This window comes from Mesorhizobium sp. M0663 (assembly GCF_040320585.1).
In the GTDB taxonomy this organism is placed as follows: domain Bacteria; phylum Pseudomonadota; class Alphaproteobacteria; order Rhizobiales; family Rhizobiaceae; genus Mesorhizobium.
Genome location: NZ_JAMYPX010000001.1, coordinates 622,925 through 641,911 on the forward strand (window position 1 = coordinate 622,925; position 18,987 = coordinate 641,911).

Genomic DNA, 18,987 nt, shown 5'->3' on the forward strand with positions numbered 1-18,987 from the left:
CCGCCGTCATCACCGGAGCTTCCGGCATCGCTTGTGAAAAAAGCGACTGGCGATACCCGGTTTGGATTTCGGCGTGTTGCCGGAGCTGGTTTGGAAGCTCAGCTATCAGAATCGCATCTGCGCCCATCCGGGTCGAACAAGGCCGCAACCTCATTGGCTTCTTCCAGCAGGAAGGTGAACACGCTTGAGTAGGAGTTGATCGAACCCAACAGAGGATCATCACTCTCCCAGCGAAAGACCCTCCCGTCCGGATTCATGGCAATTAAATTCCTATTATCCCCGAGTGAACCAATAAAGAGAACATCGTCTGGTGCATTGCCTGGCCGTCTCTGTACATTCGGTTCCAGTATGGAGAAGGGTTGTTGACCCGCCTCCACTAAATTTGTGCGTGACCAGCTGCGTCGCAGCCCATAGACGTTTATATAATTCGCAAACAGACCTATCCCGTTGTGGAGCATGAGAAAGCAACGGAAATTATCTGGGAGTCGACGCGAAATTTCAGACTCCATCTGCCCAATTCCTATGGCGTCAAGCGGCGCATACAGTTGATGCAAATACGCTTCAGGCGCTCGATCAGGAGTATGCCCGATCCACTCTGTTCCATCCGGATATGTCTTCGTCCCGAGGCGTTTCCATTTATCGACTAGGGTTCGGAGCTCTCTGTATGCACGAGCGTCTTCATTGCTTGACCATTCTTCCTGCGAACGCATTGTCCCTAATAGCTCCATTTACCCACTTTTGACGGGTTCTAGGGTCTACCTTGTCAACCTGATCTATCACATCGAAAACAACGGGCGAACATCACAGAGTTGGTAATCACGCCCGACGGTGACTTTCGCGCCTACAACCTAAGGTCGCCAGCCAGTTCGTTCGGCCGGAGACGTGAGACTTGCCAAGCTGCGATCCGCTGCGGAAGTCTAGTCTTGCTGTTGCAATGTCGGTGAGCCTCGCTACGGCTTTGATTAATCTGTTTGCGTTCAGTAATGTTCGCCGGTGACAGCGAAGCGGGCGCAATAGCGGCTGGATGGCAACTTTCCACCCATAGCCGAAACTTCAAGCTGCGATCACAGGCGATGATCGGCAATCTGCTTGAAATCATAGCGCATGATCGGGCGGGCCGGCGTTCTGCGAGCGACGACCCGGAACCCGGCGCGCGCGAAGGTGGAGGCATATCCGCTGCCGGAAGCACTCGGCGATACGTCGGCCTCGAAAGGATAGGCTTCGAGTGCCGGAGCATTTGCGCGCCTTGCGACTTCCAGTGCTTCCGCAATCAGCTGGAATGTTACGCCCCGCCTGCGGTATCGTTTTCGCACGTAGAGGCAGGACAGGGACCAGACCGGCCTGTCGTCCACGCGCTTGAGCTGCCATAGCCGATCGAGCCAGGGCAGGGCATCTCGCGGCGTCAACTGGCACCAGCTGACAGCGGTATCGCCGTCGAAGGCGAGGATGCCCGGAGGCGGACCATGCTGGACGGCCTGCCGGAACGCGGCCTTGTTTTCCTCGCCGGGTCGCTTTCGATAAGAACTGCCGATCCGTCCGTACATACACCAACAGCGACTGCAGACGGCGCTGTCACCGAACAGGTCCTCGAGCGCCGGCCACAGATCGGGCGTTAATGGGCGAAAGCCAAGTTCCATGTTAGCCGTCATCCGCTATCGATATTGCCCAGTCTAGCCTGAGCTACGCGTTAGTGCATCATAGGTTGCGGTCCATGCGGGTGATGTTCGAAACGGGGTTCACTCAGCATCCCCGTCGTGCTCCGGCTCAGCGCAGAAAACCGAGCACGGCCTGCATGAACTCGGCAGGATACTCGACATTCGACAAGTGGACCGCGGGCAGGACAACCAGTTTCGCGCCGGGCACCGTCGCCGCGATCAGCTCGCTATGGCTGGCGGCTGTCACAGTGTCGTGCCGGCCGGCGATCACCAGCGTTGGCCTGGAAATCAGCGCTACGGTTCGGCGAAGGTCCGCATCGCGAACCGCCGCGAACAAGCCAGCCAAGCCTTGCCGGTCGATGGCCAGCAGCATGGTGCGAAATTCTTCGATGACGGGCTCGTTGGCCGCCAGCATACGCGCAGGAAACCAGTTGCCCAGGAACATCTCGGCGGTTTCGGACATATCCGGCGCCTGCAGCACGGCGGCAATCCGCTCGTCAAACTGCTTTGCCGGTCCGAGGTAGGATGAGGTGTTGCTCAGGATCAAGCGCTCGATCCGCTCGGGCGCGTGGATGCCGAGCCACTGCCCGACGAAGCCGCCCAACGACAGACCGAGGAAGTGTACGCGTTCAATGCCCAGGGCGTCGAGCAACTCGATCACGTCGCGGCCAAGCCGGTCGAGCGAATAAGCGCCGGCCGGAACGCTCGACCCTCCGTGGCCACGAAAGTCATAGCGCAGAACACGGAAATGCTTCGACAGTTCGTTGACCTGCATTTCCCACATCCGCAGTGTGGTGGCGATTGAATTCGACAGCATCAGCACGGGCTTCCCGGCGTCGCCGTCGATGCGGTAGGCGATGCGGGTACCATCGCCGACGGTCACGAAATCCAGCTCATTCATGGTGAATACACCTTCCTTCTTGGAGCGTTGAGTGTGGCAAAGCCTAGCTGCGGCGCGCTTTTGATGATATTACAAAGATAGGACTATCTCTGTAATAGAAGCTGACATGGCCGAATTCACCCTGCACGACCTGCAATGCTTCGATGCCGTGGTCCGCTGCGGCGGCTTTCAGCCTGCGGCGGCCATGCTGCATCGCTCGCACCCGGCGGTGTTCGCAGCCGTCGCAAAGCTGGAGCGGCAACTCGACCTCGTTCTTTTGGATCGCAGCGGCTATCGCGTGCGCCCCACCGAGGCAGGGCTGTCGTTCCATCGCAGGGCACAATCGCTGCTGCGCGAGCTCGAGGGCTTGCGGCTTCATGCTGCTCAGCTGTCAATGGGCGAAGAAAGCGAGATCCATGTGGTGATCGGCGACCTTTGCCCGCGCCCGCAGGCACTGGGCATGCTCGGACGGTTCTTCGCCCAGTGTCCGGGCACACGCCTGCACCTGCATTTCGAGGCGGTGGGCGGCCCGTGGGAGCGCCTCTTCGATGACGAAGCCGATTTGATCCTGCACTGGATCGACAAGAGCGATCCGCGGGTGGAATGGATCGATCTGTGCAAGGTGCCATTCGTTCCCGTGGTGGCTTCGGGCTTTCTGCCGGAGCGCATCAAGCACCCCATCACGCCGGATCAGATGCACGCGTTCACCCAATGTGTCATGCGCGACACGGCCCGCCATTCACCGCAACAAGACTACTTCATGATCGAGGGTGCGCCTCAATGCATGGTGGCCGATCAGGGCATGAAGAAGGAAATCATCCTGCAAGGCCTCGGATGGGGCCACATGCCCCGCTTCCTGATCGAGGAAGAACTGCGCGACGGACGCCTGCAATCCATTGCCGGTCGTCATCTGCCAGGCCGCACCGAGGAGTTGGTGGTGGCGCGCCGCCGCGACCGGCCGCACGGGCCGATCTCGAACCGTCTGTGGGATCATATCGAGCAAGAGGCGCCGACGTTGCGCCGAGCGCTCGAACCCCGGCAACCTGTCCAGTAGGCGAAGCCAGGGCTCGGCGAGGCCGTTTAGCGGACGGCCGACCCAGCAGCCTTACCCGCTTAAGTCGATTGCTGCATAAGCTGCAGCAGTGAACTGCATCCCATCGCTATTCCCGCTGTTTATGAGGCGGATTATTGATGTCGCAAGGAGTTGGCCATGACCCGCGCCGACCACCGCCGAAGGGTGGGTCCGAGCGGTCGGCATCCGCCCCGGCAGCGACGACGTCTGGGACTAGCTTCATCTGCAATTCGAAGGACAAGACCATGAATATCGACCGTCGAACGTTCGGCATCGGCACCTTTAGTGCCGGCGCCCTGCTGCTTTCCCCGATCAGCCTCTTTGGGAGCAACGCTGCGGCTATCGCCGCCCGGTCTCCGGCTTCGCTTGCGAGCGCCCACAGGTTCATGCTCGGCGACCTCGAGATCACAGCACTGAGCGACGGCTACCTCAATCTCGGCCTCGAACTCTTCCCTTCCGCAGATACGGCTGCCGCCGAAGCGCTGCTGGCAAAGGCATTCCTGCCAAAACCACTCCCGACCTCGGTCAATGCTTACCTTGTCACCAAAGGTGACAGACGGGTGCTGATCGATACCGGCACGGCATCGGCGATGGGGCCCATACTGGGACATATACCTGAGGCGCTCGCCGCCGCTGGCGTCAGGCCGGAAGAAATCGACACGGTAATCATCACCCATCTCCATCCCGACCATGCCAACGGCCTTGTCGGTATTGGAGGCAAGGCCGCCTTCCCGGCAGCGGAGGTCGTGGTTGCCGCGCCGGAATTCGCTTTCTGGCACGATGACGGGATCCGGTCCAAGGCGCCCGACCAGATGAAACCGTACTTCGAAATAGCGCGCAAATCGCTGGTGCCTTACCATGGCAAGGTCCGGAAGATCGAAGGCGAAGTCGAGATCGCGCCCGGGATCAGGGCGTTGCCTGCGCCTGGACACACGCCGGGGCATCTCGCGCTTCGAATTGGCTCTGGTGACGCCAACCTGCTGCTCTTCACTGACGTAATCCACGCCTCCGCGCTGCAATTGGCGCATCCGGAATGGGCAATCGCCTTCGACGTGGACCAGGAGGCCGCAATCGCCACACGCAAGAAGGTGCTCGACATGGTGTCGGCGGATGGCCTGCTCGTCGCAGGCATGCACCTGCCCTTTCCAGGCATCGGTCATGTTATTCGCGAGGGCAACGCCTATGGCTACGTCCCGACGCCCTGGCCCGCTTTGTGAAGCACGCCTATTGGTAAGCTTTCTTACCTCGACCATGGAATGCAATCCTGCTGGTGCGCTCGTCTAGCTCCGCACAGCATCTTTCAACACTGTCGACCGATAGCCGAACCTCAGGCCGCGACCTGTTCAGTGGCGCGTTGACCTGTCCGTGCCATGACGATACGGGATCGGGACAATCGGCTTCGAGAGGATTGGCCAAATGGTGCATTACGCGGACGGGCGGCCGATCGGCGATCTGACGCTCAGGACGCTGGCCATGCCTTCCGACGCCAATGCGGCAGGCGACATTTTTGGCGGCTGGGTGATGGCGCAGATGGATCTCGCCTGCGGCATCCGTGCCGCCGAGCGCGCCAAGGGCCGCGTGGTGACGGCGGCGGTGAAGGAAATGTCCTTCGCCAAGCCGATGAAGATCGGCGACACGCTGTGCATCTATACGCATGTCGAACGCGTCGGCCGCACCTCGATGACGCTCAAGGTCGAGGCCTGGGCGCAGCGCTATCTCTCCGACCTGATGGAGAAGGTCACCCATGCCGACTTCGTCATGGTGGCGCTGGACGGCGAAGGCAAACCGAAGGCGGTTCCGGCCGAAGGCTGACCCGGCCTGATTCCAGAAGACGGATTTAAACAGCCGTCTCTCCCGCGCGGGGGATGCGGACAGCGATCCCGCGTGGTCTTTGGCTAACGGGTTCCCGCATGCGCGCCTGCAGCGCGACCGACGGGATCTTGGGAGGAAAGACAATGCGTCAACACATGCTGAACGCTGCCCTGGCGGGTGCCTTTGCAGCCTTGCTCTGCCTGTCGTCCGCAAGCGCTTTGGCCGAGGTCAAAAAAGGCGATCCAGGCGCCACCTGCACGTCGGAAAACCGCACCATCAACGGGCAGGCGGCCAAGTGCGAGATCTGCTCGGCGACGAAATGCGACACCAGCGGCACGACGGTGAGCAATTGCCGCAAGGAGACGACCACGACCTGCACGATTGGCGGCAAGGTGGTCAGTCCCAACCCGAAATGGAACCGGATCGAGAAGCTGCCGAAGAGCAAGATGCAGTTACAGCAGTAGCGCTCATCCGGAGGCTCCCGGGCAGGTTCAAACCCTTGCAGCACAAGGGTTCAGCTGTGCATGGCGTCGAACTTCTCGCGCGCCGCCTTGACGCGCTCGGTGTTCTTGCGTGCCCATTCGCCGAGCGCATCGACCGGCACCAGCAGTTCGTAGCCAAGATCGGTCAATTCGTAGTCGACCCGCGGCGGGATGGTCGGGAACACGGTGCGCGTAACGAAGCCGTCGCGCTCGAGCCCGCGCAAGGTCGTGGTCAGCATCTTTTGCGAAATGCCGCCGACCGCGCTGCGCAACTCGTTGAAACGCAGTGGCCCGTTGCCAAGCTTGCCGACGACGAGCACCGTCCATTTGTCGCCGACGCGCTGCAGGATTTCCGAGATGGCGCGGCAGTCCTCGGTGCGGTGCGGGTGCCTTGGTAACAAAAAAGTGCCTCCTTGCACATTGAGCGGCCAGTTACTCATATAGCTCAGGTATCTAAACGATACCAGTATTCCCGTAAGGAGAGCCCCCTCTATGTCAAAACCCAAAATCGCCATCATCATTGGTTCAACCCGCGCGGCGCGCTTTGCCGACGTCCCGACCCAATGGATTGCCAAGATCGCCAAGTCGCACGCCGACATCGACGTTGAAGTCGTCGACCTGCGCGATTTCCCGCTGCCGTTCTTCGATGAGGTCGCATCCTCCGCCTGGGTGCCGTCGCAGAACGAAGTGGCGCAGCGCTGGCAAAAGAAGGTCGCCGGATTCGACGGCTTCATCTTCACCGCCGCGGAATACAATCATGGCCCGACGGCTGTGCTGAAGAACGCCATCGACTACGCCGCCAACGAGTGGAACAAGAAGCCGGCCGGCTTCGTCGGCTATGGCAGCGTCGGTGGCGCGCGCGCGGTCGAGCAGCTGAGGCTGCATGCGGTCGAGCTGCAGATGGCGCCGGTGAAGTCCGCCGTACACATCGCCTGGGCCGATTTCCTTGCCGTCAAGCAAGGCGACAAGAAGCTCGATGAGTTCGAGCACCTCAACCAGGCGGCAACCGCGCTGGTCAACGACATTGCATGGTGGGCCAGGGTGCTGAAGACGGCGCGTCAGGCCGATGCCGTCGCCGAGGAAGTCAAGGCGGCCTGAGCACAGGTTCGAGCAGTCCTCCCAAGGATTAATTCTCCCAAGCATTGGGGCGGCGCATGCGCCGCCCTTTTTGTTCACACGGCATGGGCGTCCTGGGCTTGCCGTGGTCTGATGACGCAATCGGCAAGGCGGTCCATCTCATTCAGCTCGTCGGCGTGATGCTGGCCCCACTGGCAAAGTGCCAGCAGGATCGGCTCGAGGCTGAGGCCGAGCCGCGTCGCCGAATATTCGACGCGCGAAGGTATCTCGGCAAAGATCTCGCGGCGGACGAGGCCGTGCTCTTCCATTTCGCGAAGCTGCTGGATCAGCACTTTCTGGGTGATATCGGGCATCAGCGCCTGCAGCGCCGACAGCCGCCGGGGCCCGTCGAAGAGATGGTACAGGATGACCGCCTTCCAGCGGCCCGAAATCACTTTCAGCGCGCGCTCCGCCGGCAGCGTCGGCAGTCTCTTGATCAGCTTGGCCATGGTCACCTCCCGGTCAGCAGCGGACAAATCGGTGTGTAGTCGAAGCCAGGCAGATAGTGGCAAACAGCGGCCGATGCCAACAGCGATCGGTGCATGCGATGAGAGCCATTCAACTGAGCCGCTTCGGCGGGCCCGACGTTCTCGACATAGTCACGGTGCCGAAGCCTGAGCCGCAAGCCGGCGAGGTCTTGGTCCGCGTTCATGCGGCCGGGGTGAATTTCTTCGAAGTGCTGATGCGCGCGGATCGCTATGCGGTGACGCCGCAACTGCCGATGATCCCTGGCGTCGAGGCCGCCGGGATCGTGGAGGCGCTTGGGCAGGGGGTGGACGCTTCCTTGCTCGGCACGCGCGTCGCCGCGCCGTTGTTCGCCTCGAGCCGCCCGTTTGGCGGCTATGCCGAGTATGTGACGATCGACGCAAGCCTGGCCGTGCCCTTGCCGGATTCGCTCTCGTTCGAAAACGCGACAGCATTGATGGTGCAAGGACTGACGGCATTGTATCTATCGCGGCAAAGCCCGCCGGCCGGCAGATCGGTGCTGGTCGCCGCTGCCGCGGGCGGCGTCGGTTCGTTGCTCGTCCAGCTTGCCAAGCGCGCCGGCGCAAGCCGTGTCATCGCGGCAGCCGGCAGCAAGGCCAAGCTTGACCTTACTTTGTCGCTGGGAGCCGATGCTGCCGTCGACTACAGCAACACGGATTGGCCGGTGCACGTCCGGGCAGCCACAGACGGCGCCGGCGTCGACATCATCTACGACATTGTCGGCGGCCGGCTGACGGCGGTTGCGCTGGAGGCTCTGGCACCTCGCGGAGAGTTGGTGTTTGCAGCACTCGGCAGATACGCGCTCGGCGCCCCGGAGATGGAGGCGATGATCGGCCGCAACCAGTCGCTGAAGGGTTTTGCCCTGCTGCCGTTGCTGTCTAGGGACGGGCTCCGTGACGGCCTTTTGGAGCTTTTCGATCTGGCCGCTGGTGGTCAGCTTGTGGTGACCAAAGGTGGCCGCTTCCCGCTCGACCAGGCCAGCCAGGCGCATCGCCTGCTGGAGGAGCGCGGCGCGACCGGCAAGGTCGTCTTGATACCTTAGTAGGTGCTCCGCAAGGATCCGGGGTTGTGCCGTACAGGCCGTCAGCGAACCCGGTAGAACGGATTTGGCAGCAGGAACAGCCTCTCGGCATGCCCGCCGAACAGGTCGGATGGCTGGTCACCGACATTGGCAATTATCGTGTAGCCGGCCTTTTCGATTTCGGCCCTTATGGGTGACTTGAAATCTGCGGCGGAGCCGTATTTGGCCCCAGGCTGGACCATGTAAAGGTGCTCGTAGCCGGCATAGCCGGCCGACTGCAGGTTCTGTTCGGTTGCCTGACGCTGGTCCTCCGGACGTCCGGTGATGAAGAACACCGCGACTTTCGCCGTTCGCGCCTGCCGGAAGACCTCCAGCACCGGGTCGATGGCCGGATCCTTCGCAAGCTGGTCCCAGGCGGCCCAGCCACAGGGACCGTCGATTGCGATGTCGCAGGCGCCGCCAATCGGGCGGCCGAAATTGTCACGTGTGATCACTTCCCAGTTGGCCAAAGCCGTCTCGTCGATATCGAGCACCAGTGCGGGCCGAGGCACCTCCATTGCGCGCTTGATGACCCAGTCGCCTGCCTGCTTCGCCACAGTGGCCAGGTCGCGGTCATAGTCGCCGGAATCATGATAATTGGCAGCCGCCAGCATCGCATCGCCGACATTGGCTGGCTGGGACGGGCTTGTGAGAAGGAGCGAGTCGGAACGCGCCGGCGCAGGAACATTTGTGCCGATCATCAGCACGATTGCCCCGGCACGCGCAATTCTATTCCAGCCAATCGCCCGCATCACGAGACTTTGCTGTCACGAGAAGTCGGCTGTCAAGCGAGGTCTTCCACAGGTCCTCGAAACTGCGACGCTGAATTGGACATTCCAGATGCCGAATGTCTCTATGGGTTGGTGTAACACGATTTCCGCCGTCGCGGTCTTTCCCTCCGACAGGTGACGCACCGCCGAAACCGCTAGCAGAAGCGCGTCACCCGAAATCATAGCCACCGCGGCCTTGGCCGTGTCCTACGCCGCCTGAACGATCTCGACCAGTTCAACGTCGAACACCAGATCCCGTCCGGCCAACGGATGATTGCCGTCGAGCTTGACGCTGGTGTCGTCCACGCCGACGACTGTTACCGGCATCGGGCGCCCTTCTGAGGTTCTGACCTGCAATCGAGTGCCGATATCGACGTTGATGTTGTCTGGCACGCGGCCGCGGTCGATGGTCATGACCGCTTCGGGGCGGTGGGGGCCATAGGCGGCCTCGGCGGGAACAGTCACGGTGCTTTTCGCGCCCACCTCCATGCCCTCGACATGGGTTTCAAGACCAGGGATCACTTGTCCTTCACCCAGCGTGAATTGCAGCGGTTCGTTGCCGGAAGAATCGAATTGGGTGCCGTCTGCCAGGCGTCCATTGTAATTAATGCGCACGGTGTCGCCATTCTTGGCCTGTGTCATGATAGCCATCCTTTGAAAGTTTCGAGGGGCCGGCCAAAGCTCACGGTCCCGTCCTCGATCATCCACGCACTTAGGTGCGCGGCGCGAAACGCTAAAACTAGGGACCTGGCTGCCGATGTAAACCCCGATTGAGCGACGCCGGCATGACCCGCCGGCGTTCGTCGCCTTCGGCAGCAGTGCACCGGACTAGCGGTCATGCCGGCTCAACCCATTCAGGCGGCGTGCAAATGGCGGCTAGATCAGGTTATGGCCGCCATCGATGCGGATCGTCTCGCCGGTGGTGAAGTCGCTTTCCATGAGGTAGAGGTAGGCGGCGGCGACGTCCGCAGCGGTCGGAATTTTTCTCGATGGCAACCGGGCAGCCATGTCGGCAAAGAAGCTGGATTTGGCTTCTCCAACAATGTCCCACATCGGTGTGTCGACCCATCCGGGCGACACGACATTGACGCGCGTCGGGGCCAGTTCGAGCGCCAGGGCGCGGGCGAAGTAGCTGAATGAACCGGCAATCGCGGAGACGACCGAGCCTCCCGGCACCGGCGGCCGATCCTTATTTATTCCCGAGGTGAAGGTCATCGAGCCGCCGGCTTTCAGGGTGCGCACAGCGTGCTTGGAGAGCAAGACGGCGCCAATCAGCTTGTTATCGACGAAGCCTCGCACAGCCTCCATGTCGGTACTGCCGATGGGATCGCCGGGCGGCAGTGTTCCGGCGGTCGATACGAGGTGATCGAAGGGACCGACCTCGTCGAACAGGCGAGCGACGTCCGCTTCGTCGGTCATGTCGGCGACCACGCTTGTCACGCGGCCCGCATTGAGCGTCCGTTCGGCAGCCAGCAGTTTCTCGGGCGAGCGTCCGACGATCACGACCTTCGCTCCGCCGTTGAGAGCAGCTTCCGCGACGCCGAGACCGATGCCGGAACTACCGCCGACGACGATGACTTTCCTGTCCACGAGCGATGTCATGAGGGTTCTCCGTTCGTTGCGATTGCGGTGGGAGAGTCAGGCCTTGCCGGCGTAGGCGGCTTCGAGCTCGGCGATGATGATCTTGCGCATCCCATACATCGCCTGCCGGACGCGGTTGGCCTTTTCGCGATCCGGATCGGCACTGAGCCGCGGCAGGATTTCCGGGATGACCTGCCAGTAGACGCCGTATCTGTCGGTGAGCCAGCCGCAGGGTTGTGCCCTGCCGCCGCCGGCGGTGAGCGCCTCATAGTAGTAGTCGGTCTCGGCCTGGTCCCTGGTCTCGATGTAGAGCGAGAGCCGCTCGTTGAAGGGCGGCTGCGGCCCGGCATTGAGCGCAGTAAGGTGCAGTCCTTCGAGCTCGAAATCGAAGGTGGCATGCGGGACCGTCTTGTTGGTTCCGGACACCCAGTCGGTGTATTCGATGGTCTGGAGCGCTTTGCTGTTCTTGAAGACCGAGAGATAGAAGTCGCGGGCTTGCTCCGCATCGGTGTTGAACCAGAGGAATGGGTGGATGGTGGCCATGTCCGTTCTCCGTTAATTCCTTGCGACAGCGATCTTTTGCGAAGAGCCTGTCCGCTGTTGCTTTCGTTCAGGCTAGCGGTAGTCCGACGGCCGATGGACCGAGCCGTCCCAGTCGCGGGCAAATCCGAGGTCTTCGAGCCGGCGGGTCGAGAAGCGTGCAATCTGCCGCCCGGTCCGGCGCCGGCTGCTCGAGGCGAGGATGCGGCCGGCCATGCCGGTCAGGACGTCGACGATGGGTTCAACTCGTTTGGCGTTCATGGTGCTCTCCCAGAGTGGCGGCAGTTTTGGTTTCAGCAGTTGCCCCGCGACTTTCGTCAGCGAGAGTATCAGTCACATCAAACTCGCCTTTTGCAGCGGTGGTGAATGACTGATTACGCGAGCAAACATGCCGGCTTCTGGCCTGGACGACAAACGACTTATCGGCGACAATGTGTGAGCATCACTCACACGTACAGGTATCGATCCATGCCCCGGAAGCTGCCTCCCCTCACCACCTTGCCAAGTTTCGAGGCCGCGGCGCGCCTGTTGAGTTTCTCCAAGGCGGCAGAGGAACTTCATGTCACCCACGGTGCGATCAGCCGGGCGATCAAGAATCTTGAGGATCAGCTCGGTGTGCAGCTGTTCGAGCGCGGTACGCGTTCGGTGAGCCTGACAGCCGTCGGCGAACCCTATGCGCGGGCGGTGCGCGAGGCGCTCGCCCAGTTGGCCACCGCCACCGCTGCAGCAACAGCCCGCTATTCGAGCTCGACATTGAACGTCAGCACCTCCGATGGCTTTGCGGGGAGATGGCTGGTGCCGCGCCTCTATCGCTTTCACCGTGCGCATGGCGACCTCGATGTGCGGGTTTCGACGAGCGGGAAGCTGACCAACTTCCTCGGCGACGGCATCGATGTTGCCGTCCGTTATGGCAACGGAAACTATCCGGGGCTAACGTCGGAGTTCCTCACCGGCGAGGAGGTGTTTCCAGTGTGCAGCCCAAAGCTTCTTGAGGGTGCACATCCGCTCCGCACGCCTCAGGACCTCAAACACCACACGCTGATCCGTGACAGCTTTCCGATCGACTGGGCGACCTGGCTAGCAAGCGCCGGGGTCGAGGGCGTTGACCCGCAGAGCGGGATTACCTTTGACTCTGCCACCTTTGCCATGGAGTCGGCCGCACAAGGCGAGGGGGTGGTGCTCGGCCGGACCATGCTCGTTGCGGCCGACCTTGCCGCCGGGCGGCTCGTCCGCCCCTTCGGCCACGCCCTGAAATCCCCCTCCAGCTTCTATTTCGTCTACCCGCCAGAGGCGATCCGTCAGCGCAAAGTCAAGGCTTTTCGGGATTGGCTGCTCTCAGAAGTCGCGCCGCAAATGGACTGACGGGAAGGCCGAGAGAACAGGATCGTCTACATCGCGCAGTCACCATCGGCTCGCCCGAAACGCGGTGACGATCCAGGCACGCGAGTCGAAAAGCACACCGTCCGCGGTCAAATGCGCGTCGAGCAGATCGCGCAACCGCCGCAGCGGCGCGTCGACATCCACATCTGCGCGGGCGAGCGGATCCTTGACCAGTTGCAGGCCAAGCAAAGCGTCATAGGCCACATCGACGTCCTGGCCGTAGAAGACCGGCTCATGCACTTCGGCAAAGTCGACCGAAACAAAACCGGATGCACGCAAGATCTCCGCGGTGATGGCGGGGTCGCCAAGCGAAAACGGGGTGGCGGCGCCCCCCGATATGGCGGTCCCCGGCGCAATTGCCCGCTGAATGGCAGTTGCCCACTCGTTACGGTCCTGGCATCGCCATACCATCCACACAAGACGTGCCCCTGGTCGCATCGCCCGGGCGATATTGGCGAACGCCGCCGCCGGATCGGCAAAGAACATCACTCCAAATCGACTAATGCACAGATCGAAGCCGGCAGGCGGAAATACCAGCAATTGCGCATCGCCGCGCTCAAAGGCGAGGTTTCGCAATCCCTCTTTCGCGCTACACTTCCGGGCGATCTCGAGCATCTCGGCCGATACGTCCACGCCGAGCACGCTGCCTTCCACCGCGACACGGGCAGCATCACGAGAGGATTGTCCCGAACCGCATCCGATATCGAGCACGCGATCGCGCGTTCCCACCTTGACCGCAGCCCTGAAGACCTCGTTGTGCCGTCGCAGTTCGGCGTCGTAAAACGCAGCGCAGTTCAGCACCATCGCACGCCTGCCTGGAGATGATGGGCCGGCAGCATTTCCGGCCGCTCTGCCCTGATCTTTTCGCGTCGGGCCACCCCCGAACTGTCAGCCGCGCCGCGCCGCCTCGATCGCTGCAACGTCGATTTTCTTCATCTCCATCATCGCCTCGAATGCGCGCTTTGCTTCATCGCCGCCGGCGGCCATCGCTTCGGTCAGCACGCGCGGCGTGATTTGCCAGGAGATGCCCCATTTGTCCTTGCACCAGCCGCAGGCACTTTCCTGGCCGCCATTGCCGACGATGGCGTTCCAATAGCGGTCGGTCTCCTGCTGATCGTCGGTGGCGATCTGGAAGGAGAAGGCTTCGTTGTGTTTAAACGCGGGCCCGCCATTGAGGCCGAGACAGGGGATGCCGGCGACCGTGAACTCGACCGTCAGCACGTCGCCTGCCTTGCCGGACGGGTAGTCGCTGGGAGCGCGGTGGACGGATTTCACCGAACTGTCGGGAAAAATCTCGGAATAGAAGCGGGCCGCAGCCTCGGCGTCCTTGTCGTACCAAAGGCAGATCGTGTTCTTGGCGATTGTCATTGCTGGTCCCTTTGCTTTCGAAATCAATCGGGGCTTTTGAAATCAACCCGGGTTTTTCACAGCTGGCCTCGGCGTTGCACCGGACATGGAAATGCGCTCGTGCCATCGACGTTCCGGCAGCAGCAGCTGCCCGGAATCAAGGTACCACGGCTGGTGCTTTCAGGACCAGATGCGGGCAGTGACTCGAATCGGCGATGGTCCGCCTGCTCCGACCGGCGGCCTCACTCTTTGCGTAGGGCAGCGCCGCTTTGCTCAAGGTCGCGCTGGCTTTCCGTTGGCGCGCCGTTGCCTCAGAAGGCGCATGAGCAAGTTCCGTCTGTCCTTGCGCGGGACGAGTTCGATATCGCTGACAAGTTTTGCGCCGCCCTTGTGCCGCTCCAATGTGATCTTGCGGCTGTGGAAGGCCTCCAGCTCGGCGCGGTGCGCTACGCTTATGATGGTGACCTTCGGCAGTTCGCGAATAATCATCTCCATCATCTTGTCCTGGCTCTTCTCGTCGAGTGCCGACGTTGCCTCGTCCAGCACGATGATATCGGGGCGGTGCAGCAGAAGACGCGCGAAGGCGAGGCGCTGCTTTTCGCCACCCGACAAGGTCTGGTCCCATGGCGCGTCCTCCTCGATCCGGTCGTTGAGGTAGTCGAGTCCCACCTTGTCGAGGGCAGCCTTGATCTTATCCAGCGTCCAGTTGTCGGCAGCGCCTGGATAGGCGACAGCGCGGCGAAGCGTCCCGGTCGGGATGTAGGGCCGTTGCGGCAACATGAACAACCGTCTGTCGGCGCGGATGTTGACGCTGCCGCTACCCCATGGCCACAGACCCGCGACGGCCCGCACCAACGTACTCTTGCCCGAGCCGGATTCGCCGGCGACGAGCACCCGCTCGCCTGGTTCGATCACGACCTCGGTTTCCTTGACCACGGCGGTGCCGTCGTCGAGCGACACGGAGAGATTGTTCAGGCTGAGCATCGCATCGCCGCCGGTCTCGCCGCGCTTTATGCGTCCCAGCGTGTTGCTCTGTTCCGCGCGCTCGAGCCCGTCGAGCGACATCATCAGCGAGGCGATGCGCCGTGCACAGGCGTTCCAATCGGCGAGACGGGGATAGTTGTCGACCAGCCATCCGAACGCGCCCTGCACGATGGCAAAGGCCGAGGCAGCCTGCATGACCTGTCCAAGTGTCATGCTGCCTTCGAGGAACTTTGGAGCGCAAAGCAAGACCGGCACGACAGGCGCAAACAGGCTCGACCCCTGAGACACCAGCGCCGTGCGCATGTGCTGGCCTGCAAGGAGCGCCCATTGCCTGAGCACATGGGCAAATGTCTTGTCCATGCCGCTGCGCTCCTCCTCCTCGCCGCCGAGCAATGCGATGCTCTCGCCGTTTTCCCGCACGCGCGTCAGCGTGTAGCGGAACTCGGCTTCCGCCTGATTTTTTCCCTCGGAGAGGTGGACGAAATGGCGGCCAATGACCGCCATCGAAGTGGACGTGATCGCGGAATAGAGCACTGCGGTGATGACCAGGAAGCCGGGAATGGTGACCGTCGAACCTGCAATCGTCAGGGTCAGGGCGCCGCCGATCGTCCACAGCACCACGATGAAGGTCGAGGCCGACAGAAATGCGACGATGACACCGGCGATGAAATCGACGGGCGATTCGGTGGCAATCCGCAAATCCTCGGCGATGCGGGCTTCGGGGTTGCTATGATCGCCGCCGACGAGGTTCAGCTGATAGTAGCGGCCGCTTGCGAGCCAGCGCGCGATGACCGCGGTGGTGAGCCAGGACCGCCAGCGGCGCTGTATCCTCATGCGAAAGAAGACTTGTGCCACCACAAGGCTGGCGCTTCCGATCACGAGTGGCAGGAATACGGCGCTCAGCCAATATACGGTGTGGGCATTGCGTTGCTCAATGGCGTCGAAAATTGCGCGATTCCAGACATTGATCCCATACTGGAAGCCGACATTGGCGACGATCAGGACCAACAGCCCGATCGTCAACGGCCAGGCGACCCTGTCGCCACTGCCGCTCCAGTAACCGCGCGCGCTGATCCAGAAGCGCTTAAGCAGGTATCTCTTGCGCGCCCGCTCGGCCTCTTCAGGTGTCAGCTCAGGATCGGGTTCGGTAACATCCGGCGGCGGCGCGGGCTCGCCGACGACCTCGGACGCGACTTCGACGGTCGACTGTTTCTCGCGGCGCGACTTCTCGGCATCGCGCGATTGGGCGCCGTCAACCGATTTCAGCTTAAATTTAGCCTCGGGCATCCGGCGATAACGGCTTAAAAATCAGAAGGTTTCATAGCGTCCGCTCGAGATCCCAGATGCCAACAACGCCAAGGCTTCTCAGCTGTTCCGGTGCTCGCAGCAGCCTATGGTCGTTCTCGATGACAGGCTTTGATCGTTGCGGGGCAGACCGCCGAGCGTCGGCTGCGGGTCAGTCTGCAACAAAGCATCACCTGCTGCGGTCTCGAGAATTCGCTTCAGGCTCTCAAGATTTGTCCGCATGCTGCATTCGAAGAGGCTGGACGCAAGCGGCGCGAGAAGTGCCATCGGCCCGAGTCAACAGGATCGAGGAGGAGAGATCATCTCGATTGCGATTGCGAGCATCTGCTGCCCAGCCGGACCGCGCCAGCCCCGAGTTCCGGAACAAGGGTGCGATTTTGCCGTTGAGCCAGAAACTGGAAGCGACCCGCATGTCCGAATTGCCGAATGAAGAGATCGAAGGGCGGCTGAACGCCCAGCGCGAGACTCTGGCGCTGGTCGTTGCGCTGCTTGCCAGCAAGGATACGGCACCCGAGCGAATATGGGCCGAACTGGAGGCCCGTTTTCAGTTTCAGAACAGTCAGGAGGACCCTGGCGTCCTGCCAAGCCGCGCATTCGCCATCGAAGCTGCGAAGATGCGGGAGTTCAAGCTGATCGCCGAAGAGGCGCAGGCGCGCAATGCGGAATGGAACCGCAGGGACAAGCCACAGGGCGCCAGCTGAAACCCCGGAGAGTGGATGCAGGACCGGCTATTTTACGATGACTGAGCAAGCGTCAGCTTTGCTGCAAAAGTGTACGTGCCAACTCTTGCCATTCCTCGTCAAGCGTTAAGGTCGACGGCGCCGCGTTGCTGCGGCGATACCAATATTCCGCATTCGACTGGTCGCCTTCCTTGCGGTGGAGATAGGCATGCACGTGCATGCCCGCCGTATCGTCGCGCTGCTGCGCGCACTCGTGCGCCTTAGCCCAATCGCCCTTTGCATCCCACCACAGCGCCTGCAGGGCAGGGCTCAAGCCGGCTGGCGGCTGTGGTTTCGCAATCGAATCCCTGAAGGCTTGCAGATCCATTTTTCCACCTCGGTAAGATGCAGAGCGCCAATAATACCCGCACCGGCAGCCGACCGAAAGCGTGCTTTGGGCGGGATGACCGGAATGGGCGGAAGTCCGATAACCGAACGGCCAGACGGTTGATTCGATGACGTGCATGAAATAGTGCGCGCCACGACACCATGACGCCTGAGACAGCGAGGATGAGCCGATGACAGCCTCCGACAAGCCGCGCCAATTCTACCACGGCACCCGGGCCGACCTTAAACCGGGAGACCTGATCGAAGCCGGTTACAGCTCCAATTACGGGGCGCGAAAGCAGGCAGCCTGGGTCTATCTAACCGGCACTCTGGATGCGGCTATCTGGGGTGCAGAACTGGCCGCCGGTGACGGACGCGAAAGGATCTACATCGTGGAACCAACCGGCCCGGTCATGGACGACCCCAATCTTACGGACAAGAAATTTCCCGGCAATCCGACGCAGTCCTATCGCTGCCGCGAGCCGCTCAGGATCACGGGCGAGGTCACCGAGTGGCAGGGCCACTCCCCCGAGCGGCTGAAAGAGATGAAGGACCATCTCGAACGGCTGAAGGCACAAGGCATCGAGGCAATCGATTGATCGCTGAGTTCTGCGATTGCCAAGCTTGGCTCTGACCTACGGTCGGCGGCAGTCCCCGCGAAATACGGCTCCACGTCCGCAATGGGTCCGCGAGTTGTCGTTGCTTGCAGGGCTGGAGAGCGGATGCTCCTTTTCATCTCGTCGCGAACGTGATGATCTCTGGGCTCGAAGGGCCAAGTGGGCTGCCGTCAAAGCCGCCGAATTGCTGTTCGATCCGTAGCCCCGCGTTCCCCAGCAGGCTCGATAAGGCGTCCGTCTCGAGGAATCGCAAGGTGCTGCGACTAACTTGCGGAAGGCTCGGATGCTTTCCGCCGAACCTGTGGGTGAATGTCACCGTCTGTCCATCGAACCGCATGATCACCTCTGTTGTGATCTGCACCAGCGACCCGTCAGGCAGCTCAACGACGACCGCATTTTCGGGTGTCCAGTGCTCCCACGCCCGCACCGAAGGGTTCCGCGTTTCGAACGCGAAGCATCCGCCTGGCACAAGGGCGTGTCGGACAGCCGCCATGAAATCCCTCAGGTCTTCGTCGCTGACAAGGGCCTGGAATGCGTGCCCCGTCATCACAATGAGATCAAACTCGGCTGTCCAGCCGGCCGATTGGAGATCGCCGAGAACCCATTCGATATCCGCGCGCGTTCGTGCGCGATTCAACACGCCGGGTGCTGGGTCGATGCCGCAGAGCCGCCCTGAATGTCCGGCCAGGCGTGCCTCGTGAAGGAGGGTGCCCGTTCCACATCCGACATCAAGCACCGCGTCTGCTGTTAGAATGCGGGGCAGGTAGAAATCATAGTCGTCGCGCGCAGATCTCGGGTGCCAGGCGTCGTAGACGGCAGCGAGATATGGGTCGGCGAAAAGGTGGTCGACCATA

At 61.7% G+C, this 18,987-nt stretch carries 24 protein-coding genes; 9 read left to right on the plus strand and 15 right to left on the minus strand.

The features are described 5' to 3' along the window. Window positions 1-98 precede the first annotated feature (98 nt). The 3 genes from NKI54_RS03070 to NKI54_RS03080 form a co-directional block, all read right to left on the minus strand. Entirely contained in the window at window positions 99-710 is a 612-nt protein-coding gene (locus NKI54_RS03070; protein WP_198023585.1) for an SMI1/KNR4 family protein, read from the minus strand. Window positions 711-1,064: 354 nt separating this feature from the next. Beyond that, window positions 1,065-1,649: a GNAT family N-acetyltransferase gene (locus tag NKI54_RS03075; RefSeq protein ID WP_352690665.1), complete on the minus strand. Its 585-nt coding sequence runs from the start codon at window positions 1,647-1,649 to the stop codon at window positions 1,065-1,067. Between the two features lie 115 nt (window positions 1,650-1,764). After that, a complete protein-coding gene (locus tag NKI54_RS03080; protein ID WP_352690667.1) occupies window positions 1,765-2,556 on the minus strand; it encodes an alpha/beta fold hydrolase in 792 nt (263 codons plus the stop codon). A gap of 106 nt (window positions 2,557-2,662) precedes the next feature. Between NKI54_RS03080 and NKI54_RS03085 the strand changes: the two genes are divergently transcribed. The 4 genes from NKI54_RS03085 to NKI54_RS03100 all read left to right on the plus strand — a co-directional run bounded on the left by NKI54_RS03085 (window position 2,663) and on the right by NKI54_RS03100 (window position 5,883). Next, window positions 2,663-3,589, plus strand: coding sequence for a LysR family transcriptional regulator (locus tag NKI54_RS03085; RefSeq protein ID WP_352690669.1), 927 nt, complete (start codon window positions 2,663-2,665; stop codon window positions 3,587-3,589). Between the two features lie 263 nt (window positions 3,590-3,852). Then, window positions 3,853-4,824, plus strand: a complete 972-nt coding sequence (locus NKI54_RS03090; RefSeq protein ID WP_352690671.1) for an MBL fold metallo-hydrolase — start codon at window positions 3,853-3,855, stop codon at window positions 4,822-4,824. A gap of 199 nt (window positions 4,825-5,023) precedes the next feature. Further along, the gene (locus NKI54_RS03095) at window positions 5,024-5,419 is read left to right on the plus strand and encodes an acyl-CoA thioesterase (RefSeq protein WP_023678380.1); all 396 of its coding nucleotides are present in this window, start codon (window positions 5,024-5,026) and stop codon (window positions 5,417-5,419) included. A 143-nt stretch (window positions 5,420-5,562) separates the two neighbouring features. Continuing rightward, complete coding sequence (locus NKI54_RS03100; RefSeq protein WP_352456951.1) at window positions 5,563-5,883, plus strand: hypothetical protein; 321 nt, start codon at window positions 5,563-5,565, stop codon at window positions 5,881-5,883. Between the two features lie 50 nt (window positions 5,884-5,933). On the opposite strand, the gene NKI54_RS03105 is transcribed toward NKI54_RS03100, so the two are convergent. Continuing rightward, window positions 5,934-6,302 (minus strand): winged helix-turn-helix transcriptional regulator, encoded by a 369-nt coding sequence (locus NKI54_RS03105; RefSeq protein ID WP_023678378.1) that lies wholly within the window; start codon window positions 6,300-6,302, stop codon window positions 5,934-5,936. 91 nt (window positions 6,303-6,393) lie between these two features. Between NKI54_RS03105 and NKI54_RS03110 the strand changes: the two genes are divergently transcribed. After that, complete coding sequence (locus tag NKI54_RS03110; RefSeq protein ID WP_023678377.1) at window positions 6,394-6,999, plus strand: NADPH-dependent FMN reductase; 606 nt, start codon at window positions 6,394-6,396, stop codon at window positions 6,997-6,999. A 74-nt stretch (window positions 7,000-7,073) separates the two neighbouring features. Here NKI54_RS03110 and NKI54_RS03115 read toward each other — a convergent pair whose 3' ends face one another. Further along, window positions 7,074-7,466 carry a winged helix-turn-helix transcriptional regulator gene (locus tag NKI54_RS03115; RefSeq protein WP_352456953.1) on the minus strand — a complete coding sequence of 131 codons (393 nt, stop codon included), beginning with the start codon at window positions 7,464-7,466 and terminating at the stop codon, window positions 7,074-7,076. 98 nt (window positions 7,467-7,564) lie between these two features. Between NKI54_RS03115 and NKI54_RS03120 the strand changes: the two genes are divergently transcribed. Then, window positions 7,565-8,545, plus strand: a complete 981-nt coding sequence (locus NKI54_RS03120) for a quinone oxidoreductase family protein (protein WP_352690673.1) — start codon at window positions 7,565-7,567, stop codon at window positions 8,543-8,545. Between the two features lie 41 nt (window positions 8,546-8,586). Here the strand turns inward: NKI54_RS03120 and NKI54_RS03125 are convergent, their stop codons facing one another. From NKI54_RS03125 to NKI54_RS03145, 5 genes are all read right to left on the minus strand, one after another. Next, on the minus strand, window positions 8,587-9,315 hold the full coding sequence (locus tag NKI54_RS03125) for an HAD family acid phosphatase (protein ID WP_352690697.1): 729 nt from the start codon (window positions 9,313-9,315) through the stop codon (window positions 8,587-8,589). 225 nt (window positions 9,316-9,540) lie between these two features. Then, window positions 9,541-9,975, minus strand: coding sequence for an FKBP-type peptidyl-prolyl cis-trans isomerase (locus NKI54_RS03130; RefSeq protein ID WP_352567973.1), 435 nt, complete (start codon window positions 9,973-9,975; stop codon window positions 9,541-9,543). Between the two features lie 234 nt (window positions 9,976-10,209). Next, window positions 10,210-10,935: an SDR family oxidoreductase gene (locus NKI54_RS03135; protein ID WP_352567972.1), complete on the minus strand. Its 726-nt coding sequence runs from the start codon at window positions 10,933-10,935 to the stop codon at window positions 10,210-10,212. Window positions 10,936-10,971: 36 nt separating this feature from the next. Further along, complete coding sequence (locus NKI54_RS03140) at window positions 10,972-11,457, minus strand: VOC family protein (RefSeq protein ID WP_352456958.1); 486 nt, start codon at window positions 11,455-11,457, stop codon at window positions 10,972-10,974. A 72-nt stretch (window positions 11,458-11,529) separates the two neighbouring features. Next, window positions 11,530-11,715, minus strand: a complete 186-nt coding sequence (locus NKI54_RS03145) for a DUF1127 domain-containing protein (protein ID WP_352456959.1) — start codon at window positions 11,713-11,715, stop codon at window positions 11,530-11,532. Between the two features lie 207 nt (window positions 11,716-11,922). On the opposite strand from NKI54_RS03145, the gene gcvA reads away from it, so the two are divergent. Further along, on the plus strand, window positions 11,923-12,816 hold the full coding sequence (gene gcvA, locus NKI54_RS03150) for a transcriptional regulator GcvA (protein WP_352456973.1): 894 nt from the start codon (window positions 11,923-11,925) through the stop codon (window positions 12,814-12,816). A gap of 39 nt (window positions 12,817-12,855) precedes the next feature. Here the strand turns inward: gcvA and NKI54_RS03155 are convergent, their stop codons facing one another. From NKI54_RS03155 to NKI54_RS03165, 3 genes are all read right to left on the minus strand, one after another. Then, the gene (locus NKI54_RS03155) at window positions 12,856-13,638 is read right to left on the minus strand and encodes a class I SAM-dependent methyltransferase (protein WP_352690675.1); all 783 of its coding nucleotides are present in this window, start codon (window positions 13,636-13,638) and stop codon (window positions 12,856-12,858) included. A gap of 84 nt (window positions 13,639-13,722) precedes the next feature. Next, entirely contained in the window at window positions 13,723-14,196 is a 474-nt protein-coding gene (locus NKI54_RS03160; protein WP_352450557.1) for a VOC family protein, read from the minus strand. A gap of 258 nt (window positions 14,197-14,454) precedes the next feature. Next, complete coding sequence (locus tag NKI54_RS03165) at window positions 14,455-16,452, minus strand: ABC transporter ATP-binding protein/permease (protein WP_352456961.1); 1,998 nt, start codon at window positions 16,450-16,452, stop codon at window positions 14,455-14,457. Window positions 16,453-16,880: 428 nt separating this feature from the next. Between NKI54_RS03165 and NKI54_RS03170 the strand changes: the two genes are divergently transcribed. Continuing rightward, the gene (locus NKI54_RS03170; protein ID WP_352456962.1) at window positions 16,881-17,171 is read left to right on the plus strand and encodes a hypothetical protein; all 291 of its coding nucleotides are present in this window, start codon (window positions 16,881-16,883) and stop codon (window positions 17,169-17,171) included. A 52-nt stretch (window positions 17,172-17,223) separates the two neighbouring features. Here NKI54_RS03170 and NKI54_RS03175 read toward each other — a convergent pair whose 3' ends face one another. Further along, on the minus strand, window positions 17,224-17,517 hold the full coding sequence (locus NKI54_RS03175; RefSeq protein WP_352450453.1) for a hypothetical protein: 294 nt from the start codon (window positions 17,515-17,517) through the stop codon (window positions 17,224-17,226). 190 nt (window positions 17,518-17,707) lie between these two features. Here NKI54_RS03175 and arr point away from each other — a divergent pair, with 190 nt between their 5' ends. Beyond that, window positions 17,708-18,115 carry an NAD(+)--rifampin ADP-ribosyltransferase gene (arr, locus tag NKI54_RS03180; protein WP_352456964.1) on the plus strand — a complete coding sequence of 136 codons (408 nt, stop codon included), beginning with the start codon at window positions 17,708-17,710 and terminating at the stop codon, window positions 18,113-18,115. A 133-nt stretch (window positions 18,116-18,248) separates the two neighbouring features. On the opposite strand, the gene NKI54_RS03185 is transcribed toward arr, so the two are convergent. Next, the gene (locus NKI54_RS03185) at window positions 18,249-18,986 is read right to left on the minus strand and encodes a class I SAM-dependent DNA methyltransferase (RefSeq protein WP_352456965.1); all 738 of its coding nucleotides are present in this window, start codon (window positions 18,984-18,986) and stop codon (window positions 18,249-18,251) included. Window position 18,987 lies beyond the last annotated feature (1 nt).